This is a genomic window from Streptomyces sp. NPDC091412, assembly GCF_044756885.1.
Classification (GTDB): domain Bacteria; phylum Actinomycetota; class Actinomycetes; order Streptomycetales; family Streptomycetaceae; genus Streptomyces.
Genome location: NZ_JBIVTV010000013.1, coordinates 1 through 24,421 on the forward strand (window position 1 = coordinate 1; position 24,421 = coordinate 24,421).

General features: G+C 72.2%; 13 protein-coding genes. 8 read left to right on the forward strand and 5 right to left on the reverse strand.

The window, feature by feature from the left end; all coding sequences use genetic code 11:
- The 7 genes from ACIQMV_RS26655 to ACIQMV_RS26685 form a co-directional block, all read left to right on the forward strand.
- Window positions 1–2,149, forward strand: a 2,149-nt coding sequence (locus tag ACIQMV_RS26655) for a LamG-like jellyroll fold domain-containing protein (protein WP_402596001.1), incomplete at its 5' end; no start/stop codon positions are given.
- Window positions 2,150–2,297: 148 nt separating this feature from the next.
- Window positions 2,298–8,675: an RHS repeat-associated core domain-containing protein gene (locus ACIQMV_RS26660; RefSeq protein ID WP_402596002.1), complete on the forward strand. Its 6,378-nt coding sequence runs from the start codon at window positions 2,298–2,300 to the stop codon at window positions 8,673–8,675.
- A gap of 19 nt (window positions 8,676–8,694) precedes the next feature.
- Window positions 8,695–8,901 (forward strand): hypothetical protein, encoded by a 207-nt coding sequence (locus tag ACIQMV_RS26665; RefSeq protein ID WP_141359524.1) that lies wholly within the window; start codon window positions 8,695–8,697, stop codon window positions 8,899–8,901.
- A 142-nt stretch (window positions 8,902–9,043) separates the two neighbouring features.
- Window positions 9,044–10,147, forward strand: coding sequence for an LLM class flavin-dependent oxidoreductase (locus ACIQMV_RS26670; RefSeq protein WP_402596003.1), 1,104 nt, complete (start codon window positions 9,044–9,046; stop codon window positions 10,145–10,147).
- Entirely contained in the window at window positions 10,144–10,779 is a 636-nt protein-coding gene (locus ACIQMV_RS26675; RefSeq protein WP_402596004.1) for a CE1759 family FMN reductase, read from the forward strand. Before ACIQMV_RS26670 ends, ACIQMV_RS26675 begins: the two co-directional genes overlap by 4 nt.
- 183 nt (window positions 10,780–10,962) lie before the next feature.
- Window positions 10,963–11,679, forward strand: coding sequence for a response regulator transcription factor (locus ACIQMV_RS26680; protein WP_263638281.1), 717 nt, complete (start codon window positions 10,963–10,965; stop codon window positions 11,677–11,679).
- Entirely contained in the window at window positions 11,680–13,164 is a 1,485-nt protein-coding gene (locus ACIQMV_RS26685; RefSeq protein ID WP_402596005.1) for an ATP-binding protein, read from the forward strand.
- 43 nt (window positions 13,165–13,207) lie between these two features.
- Here the strand turns inward: ACIQMV_RS26685 and ACIQMV_RS26690 are convergent, their stop codons facing one another.
- From ACIQMV_RS26690 to ACIQMV_RS26700, 3 genes are all read right to left on the reverse strand, one after another.
- Window positions 13,208–15,034, reverse strand: coding sequence for a phosphatidylglycerol lysyltransferase domain-containing protein (locus tag ACIQMV_RS26690; protein ID WP_402596006.1), 1,827 nt, complete (start codon window positions 15,032–15,034; stop codon window positions 13,208–13,210).
- Window positions 15,035–15,270: 236 nt separating this feature from the next.
- On the reverse strand, window positions 15,271–15,597 hold the full coding sequence (locus tag ACIQMV_RS26695) for a hypothetical protein (protein ID WP_225078125.1): 327 nt from the start codon (window positions 15,595–15,597) through the stop codon (window positions 15,271–15,273).
- A gap of 74 nt (window positions 15,598–15,671) precedes the next feature.
- Window positions 15,672–16,004, reverse strand: coding sequence for a CU044_2847 family protein (locus ACIQMV_RS26700; protein ID WP_141359518.1), 333 nt, complete (start codon window positions 16,002–16,004; stop codon window positions 15,672–15,674).
- Window positions 16,005–16,361: 357 nt separating this feature from the next.
- Between ACIQMV_RS26700 and ACIQMV_RS26705 the strand changes: the two genes are divergently transcribed.
- Window positions 16,362–18,254, forward strand: coding sequence for an aKG-HExxH-type peptide beta-hydroxylase (locus tag ACIQMV_RS26705; RefSeq protein ID WP_402596007.1), 1,893 nt, complete (start codon window positions 16,362–16,364; stop codon window positions 18,252–18,254).
- Here the strand turns inward: ACIQMV_RS26705 and fxsT are convergent.
- Both fxsT and ACIQMV_RS26715 read right to left on the reverse strand, forming a co-directional pair.
- The gene (gene fxsT / locus ACIQMV_RS26710; RefSeq protein ID WP_402596008.1) at window positions 18,251–23,200 is read right to left on the reverse strand and encodes an FxSxx-COOH system tetratricopeptide repeat protein; all 4,950 of its coding nucleotides are present in this window, start codon (window positions 23,198–23,200) and stop codon (window positions 18,251–18,253) included. The two genes, ACIQMV_RS26705 and fxsT, sit on opposite strands and share 4 nt — an antisense overlap.
- Complete coding sequence (locus ACIQMV_RS26715; RefSeq protein WP_402596009.1) at window positions 23,197–24,360, reverse strand: AAA family ATPase; 1,164 nt, start codon at window positions 24,358–24,360, stop codon at window positions 23,197–23,199. Before ACIQMV_RS26715 ends, fxsT begins: the two co-directional genes overlap by 4 nt.
- Between the last annotated feature and the right edge of the window lie 61 nt (window positions 24,361–24,421).

A 24,421-nucleotide genomic window follows, 5' to 3' on the forward strand; every position in this document is an offset into this window, starting at 1 on the left:
CTTCGACCAGGCCGGAAACGCCGGTGAGGTCCGCACCTACCAGTTCCGGGTCAAGGCCGGACAGCCCGAGCGCGCGATGTGGCAGATGGACGAGGCCACAGGGGCCACCACGGCCGTGTCCACGACCACGCCGCGGACCGTGCGGCTGCACGGCGGCGCCGCGCTGGGCGCCGCGGGCAGGAAGGGCACCGGTCTGCACTTCGACGGCACGTCCGGGTACGCCGACTCCGACCTCACCGTGGTGGACACCTCGGACAGCTTCTCCGTGGCGGCCTGGGCACGGCTCGACCGGATGCCGACGTCAGCGGCGATCATCGCCGCCCAGCCGGGCAACCACTCTCCGGGCTTCGAGCTGTACTACTCCCAGTCCTACGACCGGTGGGTGTTCAACCAGTACACCTCCGACACCGCAGGGGCTTCCATCGCCCGGGCCATGGCCGCCGCGCCCGGGGACGCCAAGGCGGGCGCATGGACCCATCTGGTGGGCGTGTACGACGGCAAGGCCAAGCAGCTGCGGCTCTACGTGAACGGCACGCAGGCCGGTGCCACCGCGTACACCACCGCCTGGGAGGCCCGCCGCGGGCTTCAGTTGGGCGCCGGGATCTACAGCGGTGTCCACAAGTCCTTCTTCCCGGGCACCGTCGACGATCTGCGGATCTTCGACCGGGCGGTCAGCGCGGCCGAGGCCGGGCGGCTGTACCAGGACCAGGAACTCACGACCGGCCGTCCGGCCCGTGCGGTCTTCCCGCTGGACGAGGAGGCGACCGCCCAGGAAGCGGCGGGAACGGCCGCCCGGCAGCCGCTGACCCTGCACGGCGGCGCGAACCTGGGCGTGAAGGGGGTCGCGGGCAACGCCCTGAAGGTGGACGGGACCAGCGGCTACGCGGCCACGGACCTGCCCGTGCTCAACACGGCCCGCTCGTACTCCGTTTCCGCCTGGGCGAAGCTGCCCGCGGGAGGCACCAGCGGCAATCGCACGGTGCTCAGCCAGAGCGGCACCTACTACAGCCCGTTCTACCTCTCCTACGAGGGGGAGGTGAACACGTGGAGCCTGCGCACCTCGCTGGAGGACGTGGAGTCGGGCAACATCCGCGATCAGCGGGTGCGGGCCAACCAGCCGGCGCGGCCCGGTGAGTGGACCCACCTGATGGCGGTCCACGACGTCGACGCCCAGCAGATCCGCCTGTACGTCAACGGGCAGTTGCAGGGCAGCTCCGCCGCGCCCAAGACCTGGGAGGCCCAGGGGCCGGTGCAGGTCGGCCGCACCATCTGGACGGGCAAGTACGTCGACTACTTCGCCGGGGAGGTCGACGACGTACGTCTCTTCGACCGGCCGGTCACCGATGACGAGGCCCAGCAGCTGTTCCGGCAGCGTCCGCTGGTCAAGGGGCGCTGGACCTTCGAGACGGCGTCGGGCTCCCCGCTGGTGACGCCGGACAAGTCCGCGTCGGGCAACGGCATGACGCTGTACGGCGGTGCGCAGCTCGACTTCGGCTGGGTCGACGGCGGCGTGAGCCTCGACGGCGTCAACGGTTACGGGGTGACGTCCGCCGTGCCCGTGGACACCGGCGCCAGCTTCACCGTCACCGCCTGGGCCCAGGCGGCGGCCGTCCCGGCCAAGGGCGTTGCCCTGCTCAGCATGCCGGGGGCGACACAGGACGCGTTCGCGGTGCGGTACGAGCCGAGTGCCGATCCGGACCGGGATCCGGGCCGATGGCGGATCGCCGTGGCGTCGGCCGACAGCACCGGCGCCACGGTCGCCCAGGTCGACAACGGCCAGTTCTTCAGCCCGACCGACTGGACGCACCTGGCCCTGGTCTACGACGGCTTCACCAAGCAGCTTCAGCTCTATGTGAACGGTGAGCTCGAAGAGGTGGGGTGCGCCGACGGCGACGGCGACGGCGACGGCACGGCGGACGGCTCCGCCTGCGCGGACCGGGTCTCCTGGGCGGACGACGTGCTGTCGTTCCCCGCGACACGCCCGTTGCAGCTGGGCCGGGCGCTGACCGGGCCGAGCACCTGGGGGGCGTACTGGCCCGGTTCGGTGTCCGACGTGTGGGCCTTCCAAGGCACGTTGACCGAGGCGCAGGTCAGGCAGCTTGCCACCGGCCAGTTCGGCATGGCCACCGAGGTTCCCGGGGGCGAGTGACCCTCTCCGTGGCCGGCCTGCTTCCTCCGCGGCCGGCCACGGCCCTCGCCGGGCTTGGCAACCGGCATCCAGCATCCAGCATCCAGCTTTCGCCCCACCCCGTGCCTCGCGCACGGGGCGGGGCTCGCAGCGAAGGGCGAAGTAGAGGATGAACGGCAGATCGAGCAAGTGGCTCGGCATGCTGCGACGAGGTACCGCGCTGACCGCGGCCGCGGTCATGGTCGGCACGCTCGTGCAGGGACTGACGGCACAGTCCGCCGCCGCGGCGGAGAACGGGAAGGGCCGCCCCGCGCTGCCGTCGTCCGAGCGGCCGGTTCCCGGCTCGGCCGGCAGCGTCAAACCCCGCACCCTGACGAAGGGGCCGCGCACCCCGGGCAGGGCGCCCGACGCGGTCTGGCCGGCGGCGGCGAGCGCGTTGGTGGAGCTGCCCGCGGCGGGAAGCGGGAGCGCCGCGTCCACGGCGCCGCGGGCCAAGGGATTCCCGCTGTCGCTGGACGTCCCGCCGGGGGCGGGCAAGAACTCCGCCCGGGGTGAGATCGAGGCCCGTGTTCTCAGCCGCAAGACGGCCGAGGACGCCGGTGTCGACGGCGTGCTGTTCACCCTGCGGTCCGGCGGCGACCGGAAGCAGTCCCAGCCCGGCAGGCTGCGCGCCCGGCTCGACTACTCCGGTTTTGCGGGGGCGTTCGGCGGTGGTTATGCCTCCCGGCTGACGCTGGTGGAGCTGCCCGCGTGTGCGCTGACGACTCCGGAGGAGGCCCGCTGCCGTACGAGCGTGCCGGTGGAGACCGTCAACGACGCCGGGAAGCAGACGCTGACCGCGCAGGGTGTGACGCTCGGTGCGGCCGCTCCGACGGTGCTCGCGGCGGTGGCGGAGGCGCAGAGTGCGAGCGGTGACTACACCGCGACGCCGCTGTCGCCCTCGGCGACCTGGAGCACCAGTCTGAACACGGGTGACTTCTCCTGGTCGTACGACATTCCGGTACCGGACGTGCCGGGCGAACTGGCTCCGAGTGTCGGTCTGTCGTACTCCTCGGGCTCCGTCGACGGGCGTACCGGGTCCACGAACAACCAGGCGTCGTGGGTGGGTGACGGCTTCAGCCTGTGGCCCGGTTCCATCGAGCGGCGGTACAAGCCGTGTGCGGATGACGGGGTGAAGAACGCGGACGGCAGCAAGCCCGGTGACCTGTGCTGGGCGTACGACAACGCGTTCATCACGTTCAACGGCAAGGGCGGTGAGCTGGTCCCGACCGGCACCGACTCGTGGAAGTTGAAGGACGACGACGGCACCAGGATCGACCGGCTGACCTCCGGCGACCGTGGCAACGGGGACAACGACGGCGAGTACTGGCGGCTGACCGACCCGGACGGCACGCGCTACTACTTCGGCTACAACCGGCTGCCGGGCTGGTCGGACGGCAAGCCGGTGACGAACTCCGCCTGGACGGTTCCGGTGTTCGGCAACGACTCCGGTGAGCCCTGCCATGCCGCGGCGTTCGCCGACTCCTGGTGCCAGCAGGCCTGGCGGTGGAACCTGGACTACGCCGTCGACGTGCACGGCAACGCCATCGCCTACTACTACAACAAGGAGACCAACTCCTACGGCCGCAACCTGAAGGCCAAGGACAACACCCCCTATGTCCGCGGCGGCACGCTGGACCGGATCGAGTACGGTCTGAAGTCCTCCTCGATGTACGGCACGAAGGCGCTGGCCAAGGTCAGCTTCACCGACGCCGAGCGCTGCCTGCCCGACTCCTCCACCACCTGCACCGACATCGGCAAGGACGCGGCGTATTGGTACGACACGCCGTGGGACCTGAACTGCGAGGCGGGCAAGGACTGCGACAAGGGCCGTCTCTTCCCGGTGTTCTTCACCCGCAAGCGGCTCAGCGAGATCACCACCCAGGTCTTCGACGGCAGCGCCTACCAGACCGTCGACTCCTGGAAGCTGACCCACCGCTGGGGCATGGCCGACACCGACTACCAGTTGCTGCTCGACTCGATCCAGCGCACGGGCCACACCGCGACCCCGGCGGTCACCCTGCCGAAGGCCACCTTCGCGTACACCCAACTGGCCAACCGCCTGGACAGGACCGGTGACGGCTACCCGCCGTTCATCAAGGCCCGACTGTCCACGGTCGCCGATGAGTACGGCGGCCAGATCGACGTCAACTACTCCGCTCCGGCCTGTGACTTCGCCGCGCTGCCGACACCGCAGTCCAACACCACGCGCTGCTTCCCGCAGTACCTCGGCGGCAGTTCGTCGGCCGATCCGGAGCAGCAGTGGTTCAACAAGTACGTGGTCACGTCCGTGACGGCGACCGACCGCACGGGTGGGGCGCCGGACGAGGTCAGCACGTTCCAGTATCTGGGTGGTGCGGCCTGGCACTACGACGATGACGACGGGCTGACGAAGGAGAAGTTCAAGACCTGGTCGCAGTGGCGTGGTTACGGTCAGGTCCGGGTGCAGACCGGTGGCCAGGGCGGCGCGTCGGCGATGAGGTCGCAGGACGACACGTACTTCCTGCGGGGCATGGACGGCGACCGCAAGGACGCCAGTGGCGGCACGAAGCCGGTGAGTGTGACCTTGGGCGCCGGTGAGGGCGATCCGATCACCGACCACGAGTCGGCGGCCGGCTTCGCCTACAAGTCCGTGCGCTACTCAGGGCCCGGTGGCAAGGTCCTGGAGAAGACGGTGGACCGGCCCTGGCACCACCAGACGGCGAAGAAGACCCGCAGCTGGGGCACTGTCACCGCCAACTTCACCGGTACCAAGAGCAGCACGTCGTGGACGTCGCTGGACGACGGCGCGGGCACGAAGTGGCGCACCACCGAGACCATCAACGAGTTCGACACGGTGGCCGGGCGCGTCACCCAGGTCGAGGACCGCGGTGACACGAGCATCGCGACCGACGACACCTGCACCCGCACCACCTACGCCACCAACACCACCGACAACATCCTCAACCTGCCCTCGCGGGTGGAGACGGTGGCGAAGGCCTGTAGCGCGAGTGCCGGCCGTCCCGCCGATGTGATCTCCGACGTCCGCACCGCCTACGACGGCGGCGCGTACGACGCGGCTCCCACCAAGGGCGACGCGACGGCGAGCGCGGCGCTGAAGGACTACAACGGCACCACCGCCCTCTACCTGGAGTCCGGCACCACGTACGACTCCTACGGCCGGGAGCTGACCAGCACCGACCTGACCGCCGACGTGACCGCCACGGCGACGGGGACGGTCACGCGCACAGCGCGCAAGGACGGCCGTACCACCACGACCGAATACGGTCCCGCGACCGGTTTCGCCGCCACGGTGAAGGTGACCACGCCCCCGGCCAAGGCGGGCAACGCGACCACCGCCCAGACGACGACCACCACCCAGGACATCCTGCGCGGGGTGCCGGTGAAGGAGGCCGACACCAACAGCAACGCCGTCGACTACGCCTACGACGCCCTGGGCCGCACGGCCAAGGTGTGGCTGGCCGACCGGCTCACCGGTCAGACCCCGACCTACCAGTACACCTACACCGTCACCGACGGCCGGCCGGTCGCCGTGGGCACCAGGACGCTGGGCAACAACGGCGCCCAGCGCACCTCCTACACCCTCTACGACGGCTTCCTGCGCACCCGCCAGACCCAGGAGCCCGGCCCGGACGGCGGCCGTCTGCTGGCCGACACCTTCTACGACGAACGCGGCCTGACCGCGAAGGAGTTCGCCACCTACTACGCCACCGGCGCTCCCTCCACCACGCTGTTCAAGCCCGAGGACGCGCTGGGGGTGGAGAGCCAGAACCGGTACACCTACGACGGTCTGGGACGCGAGACGGAATCGAGGCAGATCGCCGGGAACGGCGACGGCGGCACCGTGCTGGGCACCACGCGGACGATCCACGGCGGTGACCGGACCACGGTGATCCCGCCGGTCGGCGGCACCGCCACCACCACCGTCACCGACGCCCGCGGCCGGACCACCGAACTGCGCCAGCATGTCGCCCGCAGCGCGGAGGCGGCCTACGAGACCACCAAGTACACCTACACCCCGCGCGGCGAGCTGCTGAGGCTCACCGACCCGGCGGGCAACAACTGGTCGTACACCTACGACCCGATGGGCCGGCAGCTGACGGCGACGGACCCCGACAAGGGCACCACCACCAACAAGTACGACGACCGCGGCCAGTTGGTCACCACCAAGGACGCCCGCCCGGGCACCCCGGTCCTGTGGAACGGCTACGACGACCTCGGCCGCAAGACCGAACTGCGTGAGGGTTCGGCGACCGGCACCCTGCGCGCAGGCTGGACCTACGACACCGTCAGCGGCGCGAAGGGGCAGCTCGCCGAGTCCACCCGCTACGTCGACGGCGCCGCCTACACCACCAAGGTCACCCAGTACGACCGTCTCTACCGGCCGGTCAGGACCGCGGTGGTCGTCCCCGAACGGGAGGGCGCCCTGAAGGGCACCTACCAGAGCGGTACCTCCTACCTGACCTCCGGGCTGGTCGGCGGCGTGAGCTTCTCCGCGGCTGGCTCGCTCCCGGGCGGCGGCCAGTCGTTCACGTACGATCCGGAGACGCTGCGGCCCATCTCCCTGCTGGGCGACGGCTTCAAGGCGGAGACCAGCTACAGCCTCACCGGCAAGCCCCTCCAGTACGCGATCTCCAACACCAGTGGCGGCAAGACCACCTGGGCCACCAACACCTACGAGTGGGGCACCCGGCGTCTGGCCACCTCCCGCGTGGACCGCCAGGACATCGCCGGGGTCGACCAGAACAGCACCTACCGCTACGACGAGGCGGGCAACGTCCTGTCCGTCTCGGACGTCTCCCGCTCCGGCACCGACAACCAGTGCTTCACCTACGACCACGTGCGCCGCCTGACCGAGGCCTGGACCCAGAACAGCACAGGCTGCGCCACCGCACCCAGCGGCGGCGTGCTCGGCGGCCCGGCCCCGTACTGGCACTCCTACACCTATGACCTGGCGAACAACCGTTCGACAGAAACCCTCCACGACCCCACGGGGAACGCGGCCAAGGACGTCAAGCGCGCCTACGCCTACCCCGACGCGGGCAAGGACCAGCCGCACACGCTGAACTCCGTGACCAGCACCGGTCCCACGGGGACGGTGAAGGACTCCTACGGTTATGACGAGACCGGCAACACCACCGGCCGCACGGTGGGCGGCACCACGCAGAGCCTGGAATGGGACGCGGAGGGCCACCTGGCGAAGGTGACCGAACCCGTCGCGGGCGGCAGCGGCAAGGTCACCGAGTATCTCTACGACAGCGAGGGCAACCGCCTGATCGGCCGCACCCCCACCGGTACCACCCTCTACCTCGGCGCCACCGAGATCACCCTGGCCAAGGGCTCCACCACGCCCAAGGCCACCCGCTACTACGACCTCGGCGACGGCAACCAGGCCGTCAAGAGCGACGACGGCGCCGTCTCCTTCACCCTCGCCGACCACCACGGCACCGCGCAGCTCGCGATCGAGGCCGGTACCCAGAAGCTCACCCAGCGCCGCACCCTGCCCTTCGGCGGCACCCGCGGCACCGGGCCGGACTCCTGGCCCGGCACCAAGGGCTTCGTCGGCGGCACCGACGACACCCAGGTCACCGGCCTGACCCACCTCGGCGCCCGGGAACACGACCCCGCCACCGGCCGGTTCCTCTCCGTCGACCCCGTCCTGGACACGGGGGACCCGCAGAGCCTCAACGGCTACGGCTACGCCGGCGGGAACCCCGTCACCTACAGCGACCCGTCCGGGGCCATCAGGATGAACCCCGACGGCACGCAGTGCCGTGACGGCTGGGAGAAGTGCGGGCCCGGAAACGTCCGTAGCAGCGCGTCGAAGTCGAGCGGCTCCGAGGGTCCGGTCCGGGCCTGCCGGTGCGGATCACGTCCCGTGCTCGTCAAGGGCAAGACCAAGCCCACCGGCCTCGGCGGTACTCCGGGTCGCCGCAATCTCACGCCCTCGAAGTCGGCTCCCAAGGGCTGGCTGAAGACCGCCCCGCCCAGCCCCAAGCCCGAAGCCCGGAAGAAGTGGTACCAGCGTGCGGCCGACTCGTTCGCCACGACGCCCGGCGGCTTCAAGGAGAGGCTCCTGGGGGCGGCGTTCGGCGCCCTCGGGATGGACGACTCCAGAGGTTCGTGCGCCAGCCTGGGAGGAGGTTTCTTCGTCACCGGTGAGATCTCCGGCTGCCTCGTGATGACGAAGAGGCCGGACGGCCACGTGGACTTCGGGTGGACGAGGTCCGCCAGCGTCGGCGGGTTCGGCTTCGGAATCAGCGGTGACGTCTCCACGCTCCACAGCAACGCGGACGACATCGGCCAGTTCGCCGGAAACGGCCGCGACGTGGGAGCGTCCTTCTTCAGCGGACTCGGCGGCACGGTCAACCACGAGACCGCCATCGGCACGTACAACTCCCGGGGGGAGCAGGTGACCTCGCTTGAGCTGGGCATCGGCCTGGGTGTTGAGTACGAGGGATACGCCGGCGTGAACAGGACGTGGAGCGGCAGATGGTTCACCCGATGACAGCCAGAAGGGTCCGCACGTGTTCAGTCTGATCATCGGGATCGCCCTGATCGCCTTCGGGGTCTGCCTCATCGCGGACCTCGGGGGGATCGCGACCCGGATCCACGCCTTCTTCACCTCGTTCATGAACCCGGGACAGGCCACCACCGGAACCATCCGGCTGGTCGGGGTCTTCGCCGCCCTCGTGGGGGTCGTCTGGGTCGTGACGTCCTTCCCGCTCGGGTAGCGGGCCGTAGAGCGACCGAGGTGTGCCGGGGCAGCGCCCGGCACACCTCGGTCGTCGTATGCGGGCGGGGCGGAATACTTCCGGGACGGGGACGGTTGGGCAGGTATAGTTGAACCGTCAACAACTAGGAGGGTGAGTGGCCATGCAGTTCGGGATCTTCAGCGTCGGCGACGTCACGCCGGACCCCACCACGGGGCGTACGCCGACCGAGCGCGAGCGGATCAAGGCCATGGTCGCCATCGCGCTGAAGGCCGAGGAGGCCGGCCTGGACGTCTTCGCGACCGGTGAGCACCACAATCCGCCGTTCGTGCCGTCGTCCCCGACTACCATGCTCGGCTACATAGCGGCGCGGACGGAGCGGCTGATCCTCTCCACCTCCACCACCCTGATCACCACCAACGACCCGGTGAAGATCGCCGAGGACTTCGCGATGCTGCAGCACCTGGCCGACGGGCGGGTGGACCTGATGATGGGGCGCGGCAACACCGGGCCGGTCTACCCCTGGTTCGGGAAGGACATCCGGCAGGGCATCAACCTCGCCGTCGAGAACTACTCCCTGCTGCACCGCCTGTGGCGCGAGGACGTCGTCGACTGGGAGGGCAAGTTCCGCACGCCGTTGCAGGGCTTCACCTCCACGCCCCGCCCGCTGGACGGCGTACCGCCCTTCGTCTGGCACGGCTCCATCCGCTCCCCGGAGATCGCCGAGCAGGCCGCGTACTACGGCGACGGCTTCTTCCACAACAACATCTTCTGGCCGGCCGACCACACCAGGCGGATGGTCGAGCTGTACCGGAGCAGGTACGCCCACTACGGGCACGGCACGCCCGAGCAGGCGATCGTCGGGCTCGGCGGCCAGGTGTTCATGCGGAAGAACTCCCAGGACGCGGTGCGCGAGTTCCGTCCCTACTTCGACAACGCGCCGGTCTACGGCCACGGGCCCTCCCTGGAGGACTTCACCGCCCAGACCCCGCTGACCGTCGGCTCCCCGCAGCAGGTCATCGAGAAGACGCTGTCCTTCCGCGAGTACGTCGGCGACTACCAGCGCCAGCTGTTTCTGATGGACCACGCGGGCCTGCCCCTGAAGACCGTCCTGGAGCAGATCGACCTGCTCGGCGAGGAGGTCGTGCCGGTGCTGCGCGAGGAGTTCGCCAAGGGCCGCCCGGCGGACGTGCCGGACGCGCCGAACCATGGCTCCCTGCTGGCCGCGAGCCGGTCCGGCGACGAGGAAGAGGTGAGCACCGTATGAAGCTCGTCGTCGTCTCGGCGGGGCTGAGCGTCCCGTCCTCCACGCGGCTGCTGGCCGACCGGCTGGCGGCCGCGACCGCCGAGCACGCCGGGGCGCCGGACACGCGGGTGATCGAACTGCGGGACCTGGCCGTGGAGATCGCGCACAACTTCACGGGCGGCTTCCCCGGCCCCGCCCTGGCGGACGCGCTGGACGCGGTCGCGGAGGCGGACGGGCTGATCGTCGTCACGCCGGTGTTCTCCGCCTCCTTCAGCGGACTGTTCAAGTCCTTCTTCGACGTGCTCGGGGTACGGGACGAGGGCGCGCTGGCCGGCAAGCCGGTACTGATCGCCGCGACCGGCGGCACCGCCCGGCACTCCCTGGTCCTCGACCACGCGCTGCGCCCGCTTTTCGCGTACCTGAAGGCCGTCGTCGTCCCCACCGGCGTCTACGCCGCCTCGGAGGACTGGGGCGCCGAGGGCCTGCCCGAGCGGATCGCGCGGGCCGCGCGGGAACTGGCGGCGCTGATGACGGGGCTGTCTGCGGGGCGGCGGCCGGAGCGGGCCACCGTGCCGGAGCAGGCCGCGCCCGCGCAGGCCGGCGGGTTCACGGTGGTGCCGTTCGAGGAGCAGCTGGCGGCGCTGCGGAAGTGACGCGTATCCGCTGCTCGGGAGGGCCGCGGGCGGGCGGGCGCCGCCGTCGATGGTGAGAGGACGGTAGGCGACCCGCCGCGTTGCCTCCGAGTCGGTGAGAGGCGGGTAAAAAGGGTGATCGTAGGCCCATTCGTCTCCGTCGCGGGCCCGCGGCCTTGGCAGACTGGACGGGTGCCTCAGACTCTGCTCCTCGCCGAAGACGACCGTGCCATCCGTCACGCCCTGGAGCGTGCCCTGACACTGGAGGGCTACGACGTGACGGCGGTCGCCGACGGCGTCGAGGCACTCGCCCAGGCCCACAAGAGCCCGCCGGACGTCCTCGTCCTCGACGTGATGATGCCGGGCATCGACGGGCTCCAGGTCTGCCGGGTGCTGCGCGCCGAGGGCGACCGCACCCCGATCCTCATGCTCACCGCCCTGGTGGAGACCGCCGACCGGATCGCCGGCCTGGACGCCGGTGCCGACGACTACGTCGTCAAGCCGTTCGACGTCGAGGAGGTCTTCGCCCGGTTGCGCGCCCTGCTGCGCCGCACCAGCCCGGTCGGCGTCGGCGCGGGCGGCGCGGGGGACGTACCGGCGAAGGAGCCGCAGGTGCCCGAGCGGCAGATCGAGGCGGCCGGGATCCGCATGGACCTCCAGGCCCGCCGGGTGTGGCGGGGCACGCGCGAGCTGGAGCTGACCCGCACCGAGTTCGAACTCCTCGAACTGCTCGTCCGCAACGCGGGGATCGTGCTGGACCACTCCACCATCTACGACCGGATCTGGGGCTACGACTTCGGCCCCGGCTCCAAGAACCTCGCCGTCTACGTCGGCTACCTGCGCCGCAAGCTCGACGAGCCGAACGCGCCGCAGCTGATCCACACCGTCCGAGGCGTGGGCTACGTGCTCCGGGAGGACTGAGTGGGCCGCCTCGCGCGGCTGCTGGACAGACCGCGGCCCCGGCTGTCGTCGCTGCGGACCACGTTCGCGGTGTCGTTCGCCGTGGTGACCGCCGCCGTCACCGTCCTCGTCGGCATCCTGTCGTACAACTCCGCCGCCCGGCTGGTGCGGGTGGACCAGCAGTCGGTGTTCACCCAGGTCGTGCAGGACGTACGGGACGAGGTACGGCGCTACCAGCTGATGCCCGCGGACTTCACCTCCTCCCGCCCCGGGCACGAGCTGGTCCGGCCCAACCGCACCAACGTGCAGGTGCTCGGCGCGCACGGCGAGATCGTCGACCACGGCACACCGCCGCTGCCCGTGACCGCCGGGGACAAGGCCGTCGCCGCCGCCGCGAAGGCCGGCAAGGCCGTCCAGTACAAGGACGTGCACGTCAAGGGCGAGGTGTACCGGATCGCGACCGTCGCCCTCGGCCAGGGCCACGGCGCCGTGCAGGTCGCCCAGGAGTTCAGCGACACCGAGGACCTGCTGCGCGCGCTCCAGCAGCGCACGCTGATCCTGATGGGCGCCGTGGTGGTCGCCGCCGGCCTGTGCGGCTGGTGGCTGGCCCGCCGCATCACGCGCCGGCTGGTGATCCTCACCTCCGCCGCCGAGGGCGTCGCCCGCACCCGGAGGCTCGGCATCGAGGTGCCCGTCACCGGCTACGACGAGGTGGGCCGCCTCGGCCGCTCCTTCGACCGCATGCTGGGCCGGCTCGCCCAGTCCGAGGAGGACCAGCGCCGCCTGGTCCAGGACGCGGGCCACGAACTGCGTACGCCGCTGACCTCCCTGCGCACGAACATCTCCCTGCTGCGCCGCATCGACGAACTCCCGCCCGCCACCCGCGAGGAACTGGTCGCCGACCTGACCCAGGAGGCCCGTGAGCTGACCGACCTGGTCAACGAACTGGTCGACCTCGCGGCCGGGCAGTCCGACACCGAGCCCGTGCAGCGGGTCGACGTCGCCGACATCGCCGAGGACGTCGCGGGACTGGCGCGCCGGCGCAGCGGACGCGACATCGTGGTCCGCTCCAGCGGCGACACCACGATCCAGGGCCGGCCGGGCATGCTCCAGCGGGCCATCTCCAACCTCGTGGAGAACGCCACCAAGTTCGACCGCGGCGGCAGGGCGCCCATCGAGATCGCCGTCGCCGGGCCCGCCCGGCCGGGCATGGTCCGCGTCGAGGTCCTCGACCGCGGGCCCGGTATCGCCGCGGGCGACCTGATACGCGTCTTCGACCGCTTCTACCGCGCCGCCGACGCCCGCTCCCTGCCCGGTTCCGGCCTCGGCCTGTCCATCGTCCGCGAGGTGGCCCTGGCCCACGGCGGCGCGCCGTTCGCTTTCCGCCGCGAGGGCGGCGGATCGGTGATCGGGTTCACCGCGGGCGCGGAACGGGGCCACCACGACACGGGCGCAACGGCGACCGGATCCCGCGGTCCGGGCCGGGACCCGGGCCGCGGCACCTGAGACGGGACACCGCCGGGGCCGTGACGGCGACGGGATCCGCCCTCTAGTGCTGTGACCGGAAGGAGGACGCGTCGGTGTACTCCCCGGCCGGCCGGGACTCCTTGCGGCGGGCGAGGGACGGCAGGGCGGGCGCGGTGAGGAAGCCCTCGGCGCGGGCGCTGGCGATCCCGATGCGCGGGATGTCGCTGCTCTTGGCGAACAGCAGGAAGCGGGGCTCCCAGACCGGCCGGTACTTGGCGTTGGCGCGGTACAGCGACTCGATCTGCCACCAGCGGGAGAAGAAGGTGAGGACCGAGCGCCACAGCCGCAGCACCGGCCCGGCGCCCAGCCGCGCCCCGCGTTCGAAGACCGAGCGGAACATGGCGAAGTTCAGCGACACCCGCCGCACCCCGAACTCCTCCGCGCGCAGCAGAAGTTCGACCACCATGAACTCCATCAGGCCGTTCTCGCCGTCGCGGTCGCGGCGCATCAGGTCCAGCGACAGCCCGTGCTCGCCCCACGGGACGAAGCTCAGCAGCGCCCGCGGCACCCCGTCGGCGTCCCGGCACTCCAGCATCACGCAGCGGCCGTCGGCCGGATCGCCCAGCCGTCCCAGCGCCATGGAGAAGCCGCGCTCGGTGGCACCGTCGCGCCAGCCGTCGGCGCGCTCGACGAGCAGCGCCATCTCCTCGTCGGGGATGTCCTCGTGCCGGCGGACGCAGACGGTGTAGCCGGCCCGGCGGACCCGGTTGTGGGCCTGCCGCACGACGCGCATGGCACGCCCCTCCAGCCCGAAGTCTGCGACATCGACGACGGCCTCGTCGCCCAGTTCGAGGGCGTCCAGGCCGTGCCGGGCGTAGATCGTGCCGGCCTCCTCGCTCGCGCCCATCACGGCGGGCGTCCAGGCGTGCCGGCGGGCCTCGGCCAGCCAGGCGTCGATGGCGCCGGGCCACGCCTCCGGGTCGCCGATGGGGTCCCCGGAGGCGAGGCTGACCCCGCCGACGACGCGGTAGGTGACGGCGGCCTTGCCGGTGGGGGAGAAGATCGCGGCCTTGTCGCGGCGGAGCGCGAAGTAGCCGAGGGAGTCCCGCTCGCCGTGCCCGCCGAGCAGTGCGCGCAGCCGCTTCTCGTCCTCCTCGCCGAGCAGGGCGCGGCCGCGGGGGGAGCGGAAGCAGGCGTACAGGACGAGGAGGGAGGTCGCCGCCATCGAGAGGTTGATGGTGATGTCGACCCAGTGGGGCGCGTGCACGGCCGGTACGCGGTCGGCGAGCGGGCCGACGCTGACGCCGCGCAGCAGGACGTAGCCGATCCGCTCGGTCAGGGAGGCGCCGCCGTGCGCCCTGTTGGTGGCGTCCACCAGCCAGGTGCCGAGGCCCGCGCTGACCAGGACGCCGCAGACGCCGACGGCGAGGGCGAGCCTCGGGTTGGAGCGGTCGCCGACGGCGTGGAACTCGCGCCGGCCGATCAGCAGCGCGGTCACGAAGAGGCCGGTGAGCGCGGCGGAGACCCAGTTGAAGACGTGGTCGTGGAACCGGTCCTGGGTCAGCGCGAGGACGTAGAGGACGAACAGGGGCCCGGCGAGCAGCAGGTTGAACACCCAGGCCGCGCGTTTGCGGCGCCGCATCACCACGGCCAGGAACAGGGCGAGCACCGCCGAGACCAGGCCGGCGGTGGCCAGGTACGGCGTGAAGAACTCACCGCCGTTGTGTTCGTGGACCTCCTCGCGGAACGGCAGGGAGACCACGGCGACGATGTTGAGCACCGCGAGCAGCCGCAGGTACCAGACGGTGGCCGCCGCGGCCCGCGCCCGTAGCCGCAGGCCCGGCGGGGGAGAGGGGGAGGCGCCGGCGTCACGCTGGGCGGGGACGAGGAGCGACTGCTGTGCGGGCATGGGTGACACGTCACCTCGGAGCGGGCCGGGGAAGCCGGCGGGGACGGAACCGGCGGGAACAAAGGGGACAGCCGGAGGGTGGGCGGTCGTACGGCCAATGGCGATGGCACCGACCCTACGGTCTGTAGGGTAACGGGGATACGTCGGACCCTTGTCCGCCGAGCGTCTGGAAAAGGTAAGGAAAAGGAACGAAGGTGCGGGGTGGGACGGGTCGGGCCCGGGGTCTACTCGGTGGCCTACTCGGTGGGAAGCGAGGCGGGGGCGCGCCGGCCTTCGGCGGGTGCGGCCGCGCGTCTGCGGGACGCCGTCAGCAGCCAGGCCAGGTTGCCCACCGCCGCGCCGGCCGCCACCGTGGCGACGATCACCCCGGCCGTGGCGAAACCGGCCCGGAACAGCCGCGGCCGCGGGTTGAGGCTGTGCAGCCCGAAGCCGCACAGCAGATAGACCCCGACAGCGGCGACGGTGAGGCTGACGACGAGCAGGACGACGGTCGGACCGAGCCCGCCCTGCGCGTCCTCCCCGGGCGAAGCACCGGGCCGCCCCGTACCACGTGCCTCCTGCATGGGTCCCCCGTCGGTGGTTGAATGGCGAGCCGACCCCCTACAGTACGTAGGGCCGCTGTCGGAGGGAAACCGGTTCAGTCACCGGCCGTGTCCGAGCGCCACGTCATCGTCACCTTCAGATGCGCCTCCGCCTCCGACTTGGCGATGACCGCGCCCAGCTCGGCGTTGAACCGCACCCCGAACTCCAGGCCGACCTCGCTGGGCGGGCTCGGCATGTCCCGCAGCCGTCGCAGCGCGGCCCCGGCCGCGTTCCGGATCCGGTCGACGCCCTCCTCGAACGACGCCGCGGCGTCGGCCACCGCGTCGCCCGCGCGGGAGACCTCGACCACGCCCGGTTCGTCCTCCGCCACCTCCACGACCAGGAAACCGTCACCGTCCTGTGCCGGGAACCGCAGCAACCGCGTCATGTCCGCCCCCTCCTGATGCCTCGTCCGGCCCCGCGCACGGCCCCACGCTGTATGACCTGCGGCCGTCTTCCACTGGCGGGCCATTGCAGCCACCATGGAAGCGCACCCCGAGCCGCCAAACCACCACGTCAGGGGGAACCACGGTATGGCAGAGTCTGCGAAGGACTTCTGTTCCGACCTCGTCGATCTGTCCGGGATCTCTTTGGCGGAGCTGCATTCCTGCGACGATCCGGCACTGCGACGCGCGTTGAGCCGGGCGGATCACAGGGCGAGCCTCGCCCACGGGACCCTCGCGGGAGACAGCCAGAGCGAGGAGATGAGCTGCCTTCCGGGGCGTCAGGCGGGTCAGTGGCGATCGTGACCGCTGCGCCGCTGGACGTTCACCGGGTCCCCCGGGAGTCGCTCAGAGCCATGGCGGCGGGTGACACGACCGAGGCCGACCTGCACCTGCTGCGTTCCGCTCAGCGCAGTCAACTCCTGCTGATCCTCAGGGCGTTGCTGGACCGCCTGGGCGAAGCGGACCGCCACAGCCGGCACGTGGGAGGTGCGGCCGCGGCCCAGGAGGCCTGGCACCTGCTGTGCGCGATCCAGCAGGACGTTCCCGAGGCGGTCGAGACCGTGCTCGGTGACCCCACCGTCATGGCCTGGGCCCTGCGCCTGCTGCGGCGCCTCGGCGGAGCCGCCGGACCGCGGCCGCCTGCCGCCCCGCTGTGGGCCGACCTTGGCCAGTTCCAGTCGCTGGCCGCGGCTGCGGCCGTACGCGCGCAGGTCCCCGCCGTGCTGCGGGTGCCCGTGCACCGAGGCATGGTCTGGGTGCCCGGCGCGGGCGTGGCGGGTCCGGTGGCCCGGCGCCGCTGGAGCGAGGCGGAGGTACGGGTGGAGCGGGGCGGCGCCCTCGTGCGCGGGGAGCTTGCCGAGGTGCGGCTGCCCGGCGCCCTGACGGAGCGGGCGACGGGCTGGCAGCCGCTGCGGCTGGTGCACGGCGATACGCCTGCCGCCGGCCCGGCGGCGGGACCGTGGCTCGACACGGTGACGCCGTACCGCGACTTCACCCGGTACCCCAGCTCTCCCGGCCGGGCCGGCGAGCGGCGATTACGGCTCTGGCAGGACCGGCTCGCCGGTGCGTACGCCCTGCTCGACGAGGAGTCACCGGCGGACGCCGCCGCACTGCGGGCGCTCGTACGGACGTTCGTGCCGCGGCCGTTCCGTACGGCGCGGGGCGGCCTGGTGGCCAGCGCGTCCTCGCTGGACGCCTTCGGCGTGGTCACCTTGTCCCTGCCGTACGACACGACGCAGACGGCGGCGGTCCTGGTGCACGAGACCCGCCATCAGCAGCTCAACGCGCTGCAGAGCATTCTGCGGCTGGTGGAGCCCGGCGGGGACGGGCTCGGTGGGACCGGGGCGGACCGGCTCCACTACGCGCCGTGGCGCAGCGACCCCAGGCCGGTGCTCGGTCTGCTCCACGGGGTGTTCGCGTTCGCGGGGGTCGCGGCGTTCTGGCGCACGCACCGCGCGCATGTGACCGGGCCGGACGCGGAACGCGCGGACTTCGAGTTCGCCGTGCTCAGGGAGCAGGTGCAGGAGGCCGTTACCACGCTCGCGGCCGACGCGGCGCTGACCGAGGCCGGCCGGTTCTTCGTCGACGGGATCGCCACGCTCGTCGGAGGGTGGCAGCAGGACGACGTGCCGTCCGGGCCGCGCGCGCTGGCCCGTCACTACTGCGCGCTGCGGCGTGCCGTGTGGCGGGCGCGGCACCTGGAGATCGCCCGTCCGTCGGCGGAGCGATTGGCCGCCGCGTGGGCGGCCGGGCAGGCGGCGCCCGAGCTGCCACCCCCGACCCCACACCCTCGTCCCGACCTGATCCGCCCCGACACGTTCGGACCGCTCGCCCGGCACCGCCTGTCCGCACCCGGCGGCTTCGCCCGTCGGCGCAGGGAGGAGGACAAGGGCGGGGACCCGGCACGGCGAGCGGAGTTCGCCGCGGTCGCGGGCGACGCCGACGAGGCCGCGCTCTGCTATGCGGAGTGGACCGAACTCGATCCGCACGACGTGGAGGCGTGGATCGGCGCGGCGCTGGCGGTTCCCGAGCCCGCCCGCGGTCCGGGCGCCGCGCTGCTGCTGGACCGGCCCGAGGCGGTGGCCGGCGTCCGCCGGGCCGTCGCCGCCGCAGGGGGCGGGTTCCCCGCCCCCCTCGACCTCGCCACCTGGCTCGGCGCGACGGTCGACGACCCTGCCGCGAACGGCGCCTAGAGCGTCAGCAGGTCAATGTCGGCGTTGGCCCGCAGGCCCTTCTCGGCGTCGAGCGTGGCGGGGTGGGAGGGACCCAGTTCGTTGCGGTAGCGCTCCAGGGCCGCGGCGTACAGCCGTTGGCTCTCCTCCGTGCGGCGCAGCGCCTTGAGGTCATAGCTCAGATTGAGCTGCATGGCCACGTTCGCCGGGTGGTGTTCACGCAGCCGTGCCGACTCCTCGGCCACGGCCTCGTCGATGGTGTACGCCTCCTCGGGGTGGCCGAGGGCGAAGTGGTCGCTGGCCAGGTTCATGCGGGCGAGCAGGGTACGGGGGTGTCCTGCGCCGAGCACACGGGTCAGGCCCTCGACCGTCTCCGCGTCCAGTTCCAGCGCGGCCTCGGGCTGCCCGAGCAGCCTGAGCGTCACCGCGAGGTTCATGGCGACCGCGTAACTGTGCGGGTGCTCCCGGCCGTACCGTTCGCGGTGCCGTTCCAGCACCTGCTGGCTCAGCGCGCGTGACTCCTGGAGCTTGCCAACCTGACGCAGGTCGTTGGCGTGGCTGACGGCGATCAGCAGGTACTGGCGGCTGTCGGTGCCGAGCATCTCGGCGATCAGCTCGATGTAGCGGCGGGACAACGCGTACGCGCCCTCGTGGTCGCCCATCTTGCGGAGGATGACGCACCGGTTGCGGTTGACCAGCGCCGTGAAGGGATGGCGCTCGCCCAGTTTCTCGGTGACCTCTTCCGCCAGCCGCTCGTACCCGTCCAGGGACTCCTCGTAGCGGCCGACCTCCTGGAGGTCGAGCAGATAGGCCTCCCGGGTGGACAGCGTGCGGATGTGGTCCTCGCCCAGGGCCTCGATCCCGCGCTGCCAGGTGTCGTAGTCGTGCTGCCGGGCCGTCTCCGAGGCGCCGGCCAGGCGCAGGCTCACCGCGTAGTTGTGGGCGGCGAGGAGGGTTGCCGGGTCGTCCGCGCCGAACTCCCGCAGACTGGTCTCGTAGACGCGCTGGTCCAGCTCGCGCGCCTCGTTGAAGTTGCCGCGGTTGCGCTGGTGGATGGCCATGAAGCTCTGTGCCTGGAGCGTGTCCTCGTGGGAGTCGCCCAGCACCCTGCGGAAGCGCTCCAGAAGCCCGGCCTGGAGTTCGTACGCCCGCCGCAGATGGGTGCCCTGCTCGCGCAGCGCCTCGGCGATCTGCTGGTCGATGGCGAGGACCTCCTCGTGGTCCTCGCCCAGGGTTCCGCGCCAGATCCGCGCGGCTCGCTCGCCCAGTTCGAGGGCCGCCGCGTGGTCGCCGCGGGCGCGCAGGAACCACACCTCGTTCAGGACCAGACGGCGGGTCCACGGCTCCTCGCACTCCACCGCGTTGGACGCCCGCACGTGGGTGAGGAGAGCGGAGTACCGCGGCCAGTAGCTGGCACGCTGCGGGTTCCTGGGGTCGGCGTGCGCCAGCAGCTGGTGAGCCGCGTGCCGCATCGTCGCCCGCTCCTGCGTGTTCATCTGCTCGACGAGCACGCGCTGGACCAGTCGGTGCAGCTGAACCGTGTTCTGCCGGTGGTCGATCCGCGCCAGCGCGTACCGGCCGATCTCGCGGACCGCCCGGCCCAGCTTGACCGGGTCGTCCAGGGCGGCCTGGAGTTCCTGCGGGACGGAGACGCCGCGCACCGCGGAGAACAGGTCCCACTCGATGGGCTCGGGAGCGAAGAAGGCGCAGACCTGGAGGAGCTGGAGGGCGTCGGGGCGGGTCTCGCGCAGCCGGCCGAGGGAGACGTTCCAGGCGGCCGCCACCGACAGCGGGTAGTCGCCGGGCGGCTCCGACTGCATCAGTTCGGTGAAGTTGCGCTCGTAGACCTCGAGGTACTGCTGCACCGGCATACCGGTCTCGGCCAGCCACACCGCGGCCTGTTCCACCGCGAGCGGCAGGTCGCCGAGGGCGGCGGCGAGGTGGTCCACGGCGTCGTCGGGCAGCTGGGGGCTGCGGCGGCGCAGCAGGGCGACGCTCTCGTCGCGTGCGAACACGTCGACCTCCAGCGAGCTGGCGTCGGTGGACCACTGGAAGTTCCGCGAGGTCACGACGATGCGTCCGGGCCCGTCGCTGGGGAAGTACTTGCGTGCCTCCTTGGGGTTCTCCGCGTTGTCGAACACCAGCAGCCAGTCGCGGTACGGCTCGCCCCGGCGCAGGGCGTCGAGCACCGCGGGCACCGCGCTCATCTCGGAACCCGCCTGGAGGCCCATCTGCTCGCCCAGTTCGATCAGCGACTGGACGATCTGGTTCTCCTGCTCGGACGGGATCCACCAGATGAGCCGGTAGTCCCGGCTGTGCCGGTAGACGTACTCGATGGCGATCTGCGACTTTCCGACGCCGCCCATGCCGTGCAGGGCCTCCGGCAGGACCGCGGTGACACCGCTGCTCAGCCGTTCCTGGAGCCGTTCGAGCAGCGTCTCGCGCCCCGTGAAGTTCCGGTTCCGCTGCGGTACGTTCCCCCAGATGCGGGGCGGGTCGTGCGGGCTTCGCGGGCCCGTGGCAACGGGCAGACCGGCAGTCACGGCGATGCCTCCTTGTCGTGGACGCGCGGGCGCGGACGCGGGCGCGGGGGAGGGGGTGGGGGAGAAGCTGGGCTGGGTGGGCGGAACGGGGGCGGACGACGGTTCCGCGGGTGAATTCCCCGCCGGTTGCGGGGCGTTCGCCGGTTGCGGGGCTTGAGACGTTCGCGGCCCGTAATGTAGCGCGTCGGTGGGCGCAATGTTCAATTCTGATCGCATTTCTACGGATGAATACCCTGATGGCCGCTTGTGCCCTGGTATGGGCGCTGTGCTGGCGGCGGCCTTTCCGGCCTGGTGGGGGACGACCGTGCGCTGGAGCAGCCGGCCCAGGTGGTTGGCACGAGCGAGGTAGGGCCCGGACACCGCGCACAGCGCCGTGTACAGGTGGCTGACGAACGGGCGGGTCTGCTCCGTCATCGGGGGGTCCGCCGGATCCCCCTCCGGGGCGACCAGCGCGCTCGCGCCCTCCCCCCACACCTCCTCCAGCACCGGTCCGAGATGGCGCCGGACCTCGTCCAGCGCCCGGATGGTCCCGGCCCGGCTGCCGAGGGCGAGCAGTTCCTCCCGCACGCCTTCCGCGAAGTCGAAGGACACCCGGTGGGGGTCCTCGACGTCCGCGGTGTCGTCGGTGCGGCGCACCAGGCCCAGCAGCACGATTTCGGCCAGGTTCCAGAATCTCGCGCCGGGCTGGGCCTGTTGGAGCAGCCGCATCACGGGGAGGTTCAGGGGGGCCGCGGCCAGGCGCTGGGCGAGGGCGTACGCCGCCGGGGAGGCGGTGGCGCGGAACCGGCGCACCGTGGTGGCGGCCCGCCTGGCCCGCCGGACCGCGGGCGACTCGTCCGCGCCGGCGCCGGCCCGCCGCGGTTCCGTGGGACGGGGCGGGTCCGCGCGGTGGGGCGCCGTCCGTTGATGTCCGGGGTGCGGAGGCTCCGCCACGATGGTGGCGAGCCGCTCGGGGACCGGGCCGATCACCGCCGAGCGCAGGTCCCGGTCCGGCGCGGTCCACAGCGCGGCCAGCCCGTGCCATTCGCCGCTGCCCGCCGCGGCCACCAGCCGGGCCCAGCGGGCCAGCGACGTCGGCCGCAACTCGACGACCGGCACCGGGATCGCGGTCCCCAGGCCGGGGTGCGGCGCGAACTCCGGCTCGGGGCCCAGCGGGTCCGCGTGCGGGTGCTTCCACTCCGCGTCGTAGGAGCGGTTGGGCGCGGCGGGGGCGGGTGCCCGCAGACGGGTCCGGGTGACCGTGGGCAGCGTCAGGTCCCACAGGTGCTGGGGCAGCAGGCTCAGTACGGCGACGGGGGAGTGCCGGCCCAGCCGGTGCAGCAGCGCGGCCGCCCGGCCGGTGCGCCAGGCGCTGTGGCCGCCGTCGGTGACGACCAGCACCAACTGCCGGTCGCCGGAGTGGAGTTCGGCCTCCGTGAGGCCCGCCGTCGCCGCGTCGCCGCCGTCCGGGTCCCAGCGGACCCGCCGTACGGTGCGGAAGGCCGCCGTCTGCTCCATCAGCTCGGCGATCTGCCGTGCCGTGTGCGACCACAGGGCCATCGAGGGACTGTCGTCCACCAGCAGCAGCAGGTCCAGCCGCCGCTCCGGGACCGGCCGGCACACCGGTGTCCACACCCCGGCCAGCGCCGCCTGCTCGGCGGTCGCCTCCTCGTCCAGCTCCAGCTCGTGGGGCGAGGCGAGGAACAGGCGCAGCGGGCGCAGCGATCTGCCCAGGGCCAGGGAGTCGGCCAGCCGGGGGGACGCGGGCCAGCCGGCCTGCTCGGTGGGCCACTCGTCCGAGTGCGGTGCGGGGCGGGTCCGCGGACCGGCCGGCCTCGCTGCGGGGAGTGTGGCGAAGAGCGGGCGGGCCGCGTCCGTCAGGGTGGTCAGCCCCTCTTCCAGCAGGAGCAGTTCGTCGTCGGATCCGAGGCCGTGGCCGTCGTCCTGCGCCTCGGGTGTCCGGGAATCGTCGTGGGGCGGGCGGGAGTCGTCGCCGGGTGCCCGGGAATCGTGGTCGGCGGTGCGGGAGTCGTCGTCGGGTGTGCGGGAGTCGCCCGGAGCCGGGGTCTCGCCGGACGGGTGACGGTCGCCCGTGCCGCCCTCGGGGTCCGGGGGCGTGATGTCCCGGTCCTCGGGCGTGGCGGATCCCGCGGCCGGGTCGCCGCCGGGGTCCCCGGGCGGCTGGGAGGCGACGGGCCCGGGGGAGCCGTGGCGCTCCGACGGGGGTGGCCGTTCGCTGGGACGGTTCTCCCGGCGGGACCGCTCGCCGCGCTCCCGGGCCTCGCGGCCGGGCACGTCGAACAGCGGTACGGCCGCGTCCTGACAGGCCGCCAGGTACAACGCGTCGGCCAGTTCCGTCCAGGTCGGCAGCTCCCGGTCCAGGGCAGCCCGGCTTCCCCCCTCCGGCCGGTCGGGTGGGGCGGGGGTTCCGGGGGACGCCGTCATCCGGCCCTCGTTTCCGCCCCCGCTCCGTCGAGCCGGTGCCACAGCGCGTCCACGAGGTGTTCCAGCGACTCCTCGTCCTCGCCGGGGAAACGGCCCGAGGTGGCCAGGAACACGGCGTTGAGCAGCTGGTCCACGGCGAGGCCGCCCCGCTCCCGGCTGTTGCGCAGGAACCGGTCGACGAGCTCGTCCGCCCGGGCGGAGTTCGCCGACCCCCGCGCCGCCTCCCTCAGATGGGCCGTGATCATGTCGACCAGCTGCGAACGGTCCGGGTCCGGCATCCGGAGCCGCAGACAGCGGCGGAGGAAGGCGGGTGGGAACTCGCGCTCGCCGTTGGAGGTGATCACCACGATCGGGAACGCCCTGCACTTGACGACGCCGTCGGCGATCTCGGCGCTGCGGTGCGGATCGTCGGTCATCACCGTCACCCTGGGGTGCAGGCGCCGGGCGCGGACCAGTTCGGTGATGGGGTACTGGCCTTCCTCGAAGACGCCGAGCAGGTCGTTGGCGAGGTCCTGGTCGCTCTTGTCCAGCTCGTCGATCAGGAGCACCCGGGGCAGCTTGTAGGGCAGCAACGCCGTTCCGAGCGGGCCGAGTTGGAGGTAGTCGCCGATCCCGGGAAGGCCTTCCTCGCCCGGTGTGCGGCCCTGCGGAGCGCCGTGGCCCGCGCCGTCCGTGGCGGTCGCGCCGTCCGTGTCGTACGGCCGGTGCGCGGCGCGTAACGCCGCCGAGTCCTGGACCCGGCCGATCGCGTCGTACTCGTAGAGCCCGGAGCGCAGCGTGGTGCGGCTGGTGATGTGCCAGCGCAGTACGCGGCCCAGCTTCAGCTCCCGGCTGATGCGGTAGGCGAGGGACGACTTCCCCGTGCCGGGGCGGCCGGTGACGAGCAGCGGCCGGCGCAGCAGCAGGGCCGCGTTGACCATGTCGGCCTCGCGCCTGAGCTGGTCGGAACCCGTGGATAACGCCGAGACGCGGCCCAGCCGGCGCTCGATCTCCTCGTCGTCCGCCGGGGGCGGGTCGACCACGGGACCGCCGGTGAACCGGCGCCAGGGCGGCGGGGGCGGCAGGAGTTCGTCGAGGCTGGTGTCGTACAGGGGCTGCCCCGTACCGCGGTAGATCCACCACCGTTGGTCGGAGGCGCCCCGCACCGCACCGTCGGGCACGGGGCCCGCGGTGCCGTTCGCGTGCGACCGCGGTGGACCCCCCGCCACCCGGTCGCCGTTC

Coding starts and splice junctions, on each gene's coding strand:
- fxsT (WP_402596008.1), bottom strand. CDS start 23,200: ATGACGGCGTCCCCCGGAACCCCCGCCCCACCCGACCGGCCGGAGGGG.
- ACIQMV_RS26695 (WP_225078125.1), bottom strand. CDS start 15,597: ATGCAGGAGGCACGTGGTACGGGGCGGCCCGGTGCTTCGCCCGGGGAG.
- ACIQMV_RS26660 (WP_402596002.1), top strand. CDS start 2,298: ATGAACGGCAGATCGAGCAAGTGGCTCGGCATGCTGCGACGAGGTACC.
- ACIQMV_RS26700 (WP_141359518.1), bottom strand. CDS start 16,004: ATGACGCGGTTGCTGCGGTTCCCGGCACAGGACGGTGACGGTTTCCTG.
- ACIQMV_RS26670 (WP_402596003.1), top strand. CDS start 9,044: ATGCAGTTCGGGATCTTCAGCGTCGGCGACGTCACGCCGGACCCCACC.
- ACIQMV_RS26690 (WP_402596006.1), bottom strand. CDS start 15,034: ATGCCCGCACAGCAGTCGCTCCTCGTCCCCGCCCAGCGTGACGCCGGC.
- ACIQMV_RS26675 (WP_402596004.1), top strand. CDS start 10,144: ATGAAGCTCGTCGTCGTCTCGGCGGGGCTGAGCGTCCCGTCCTCCACG.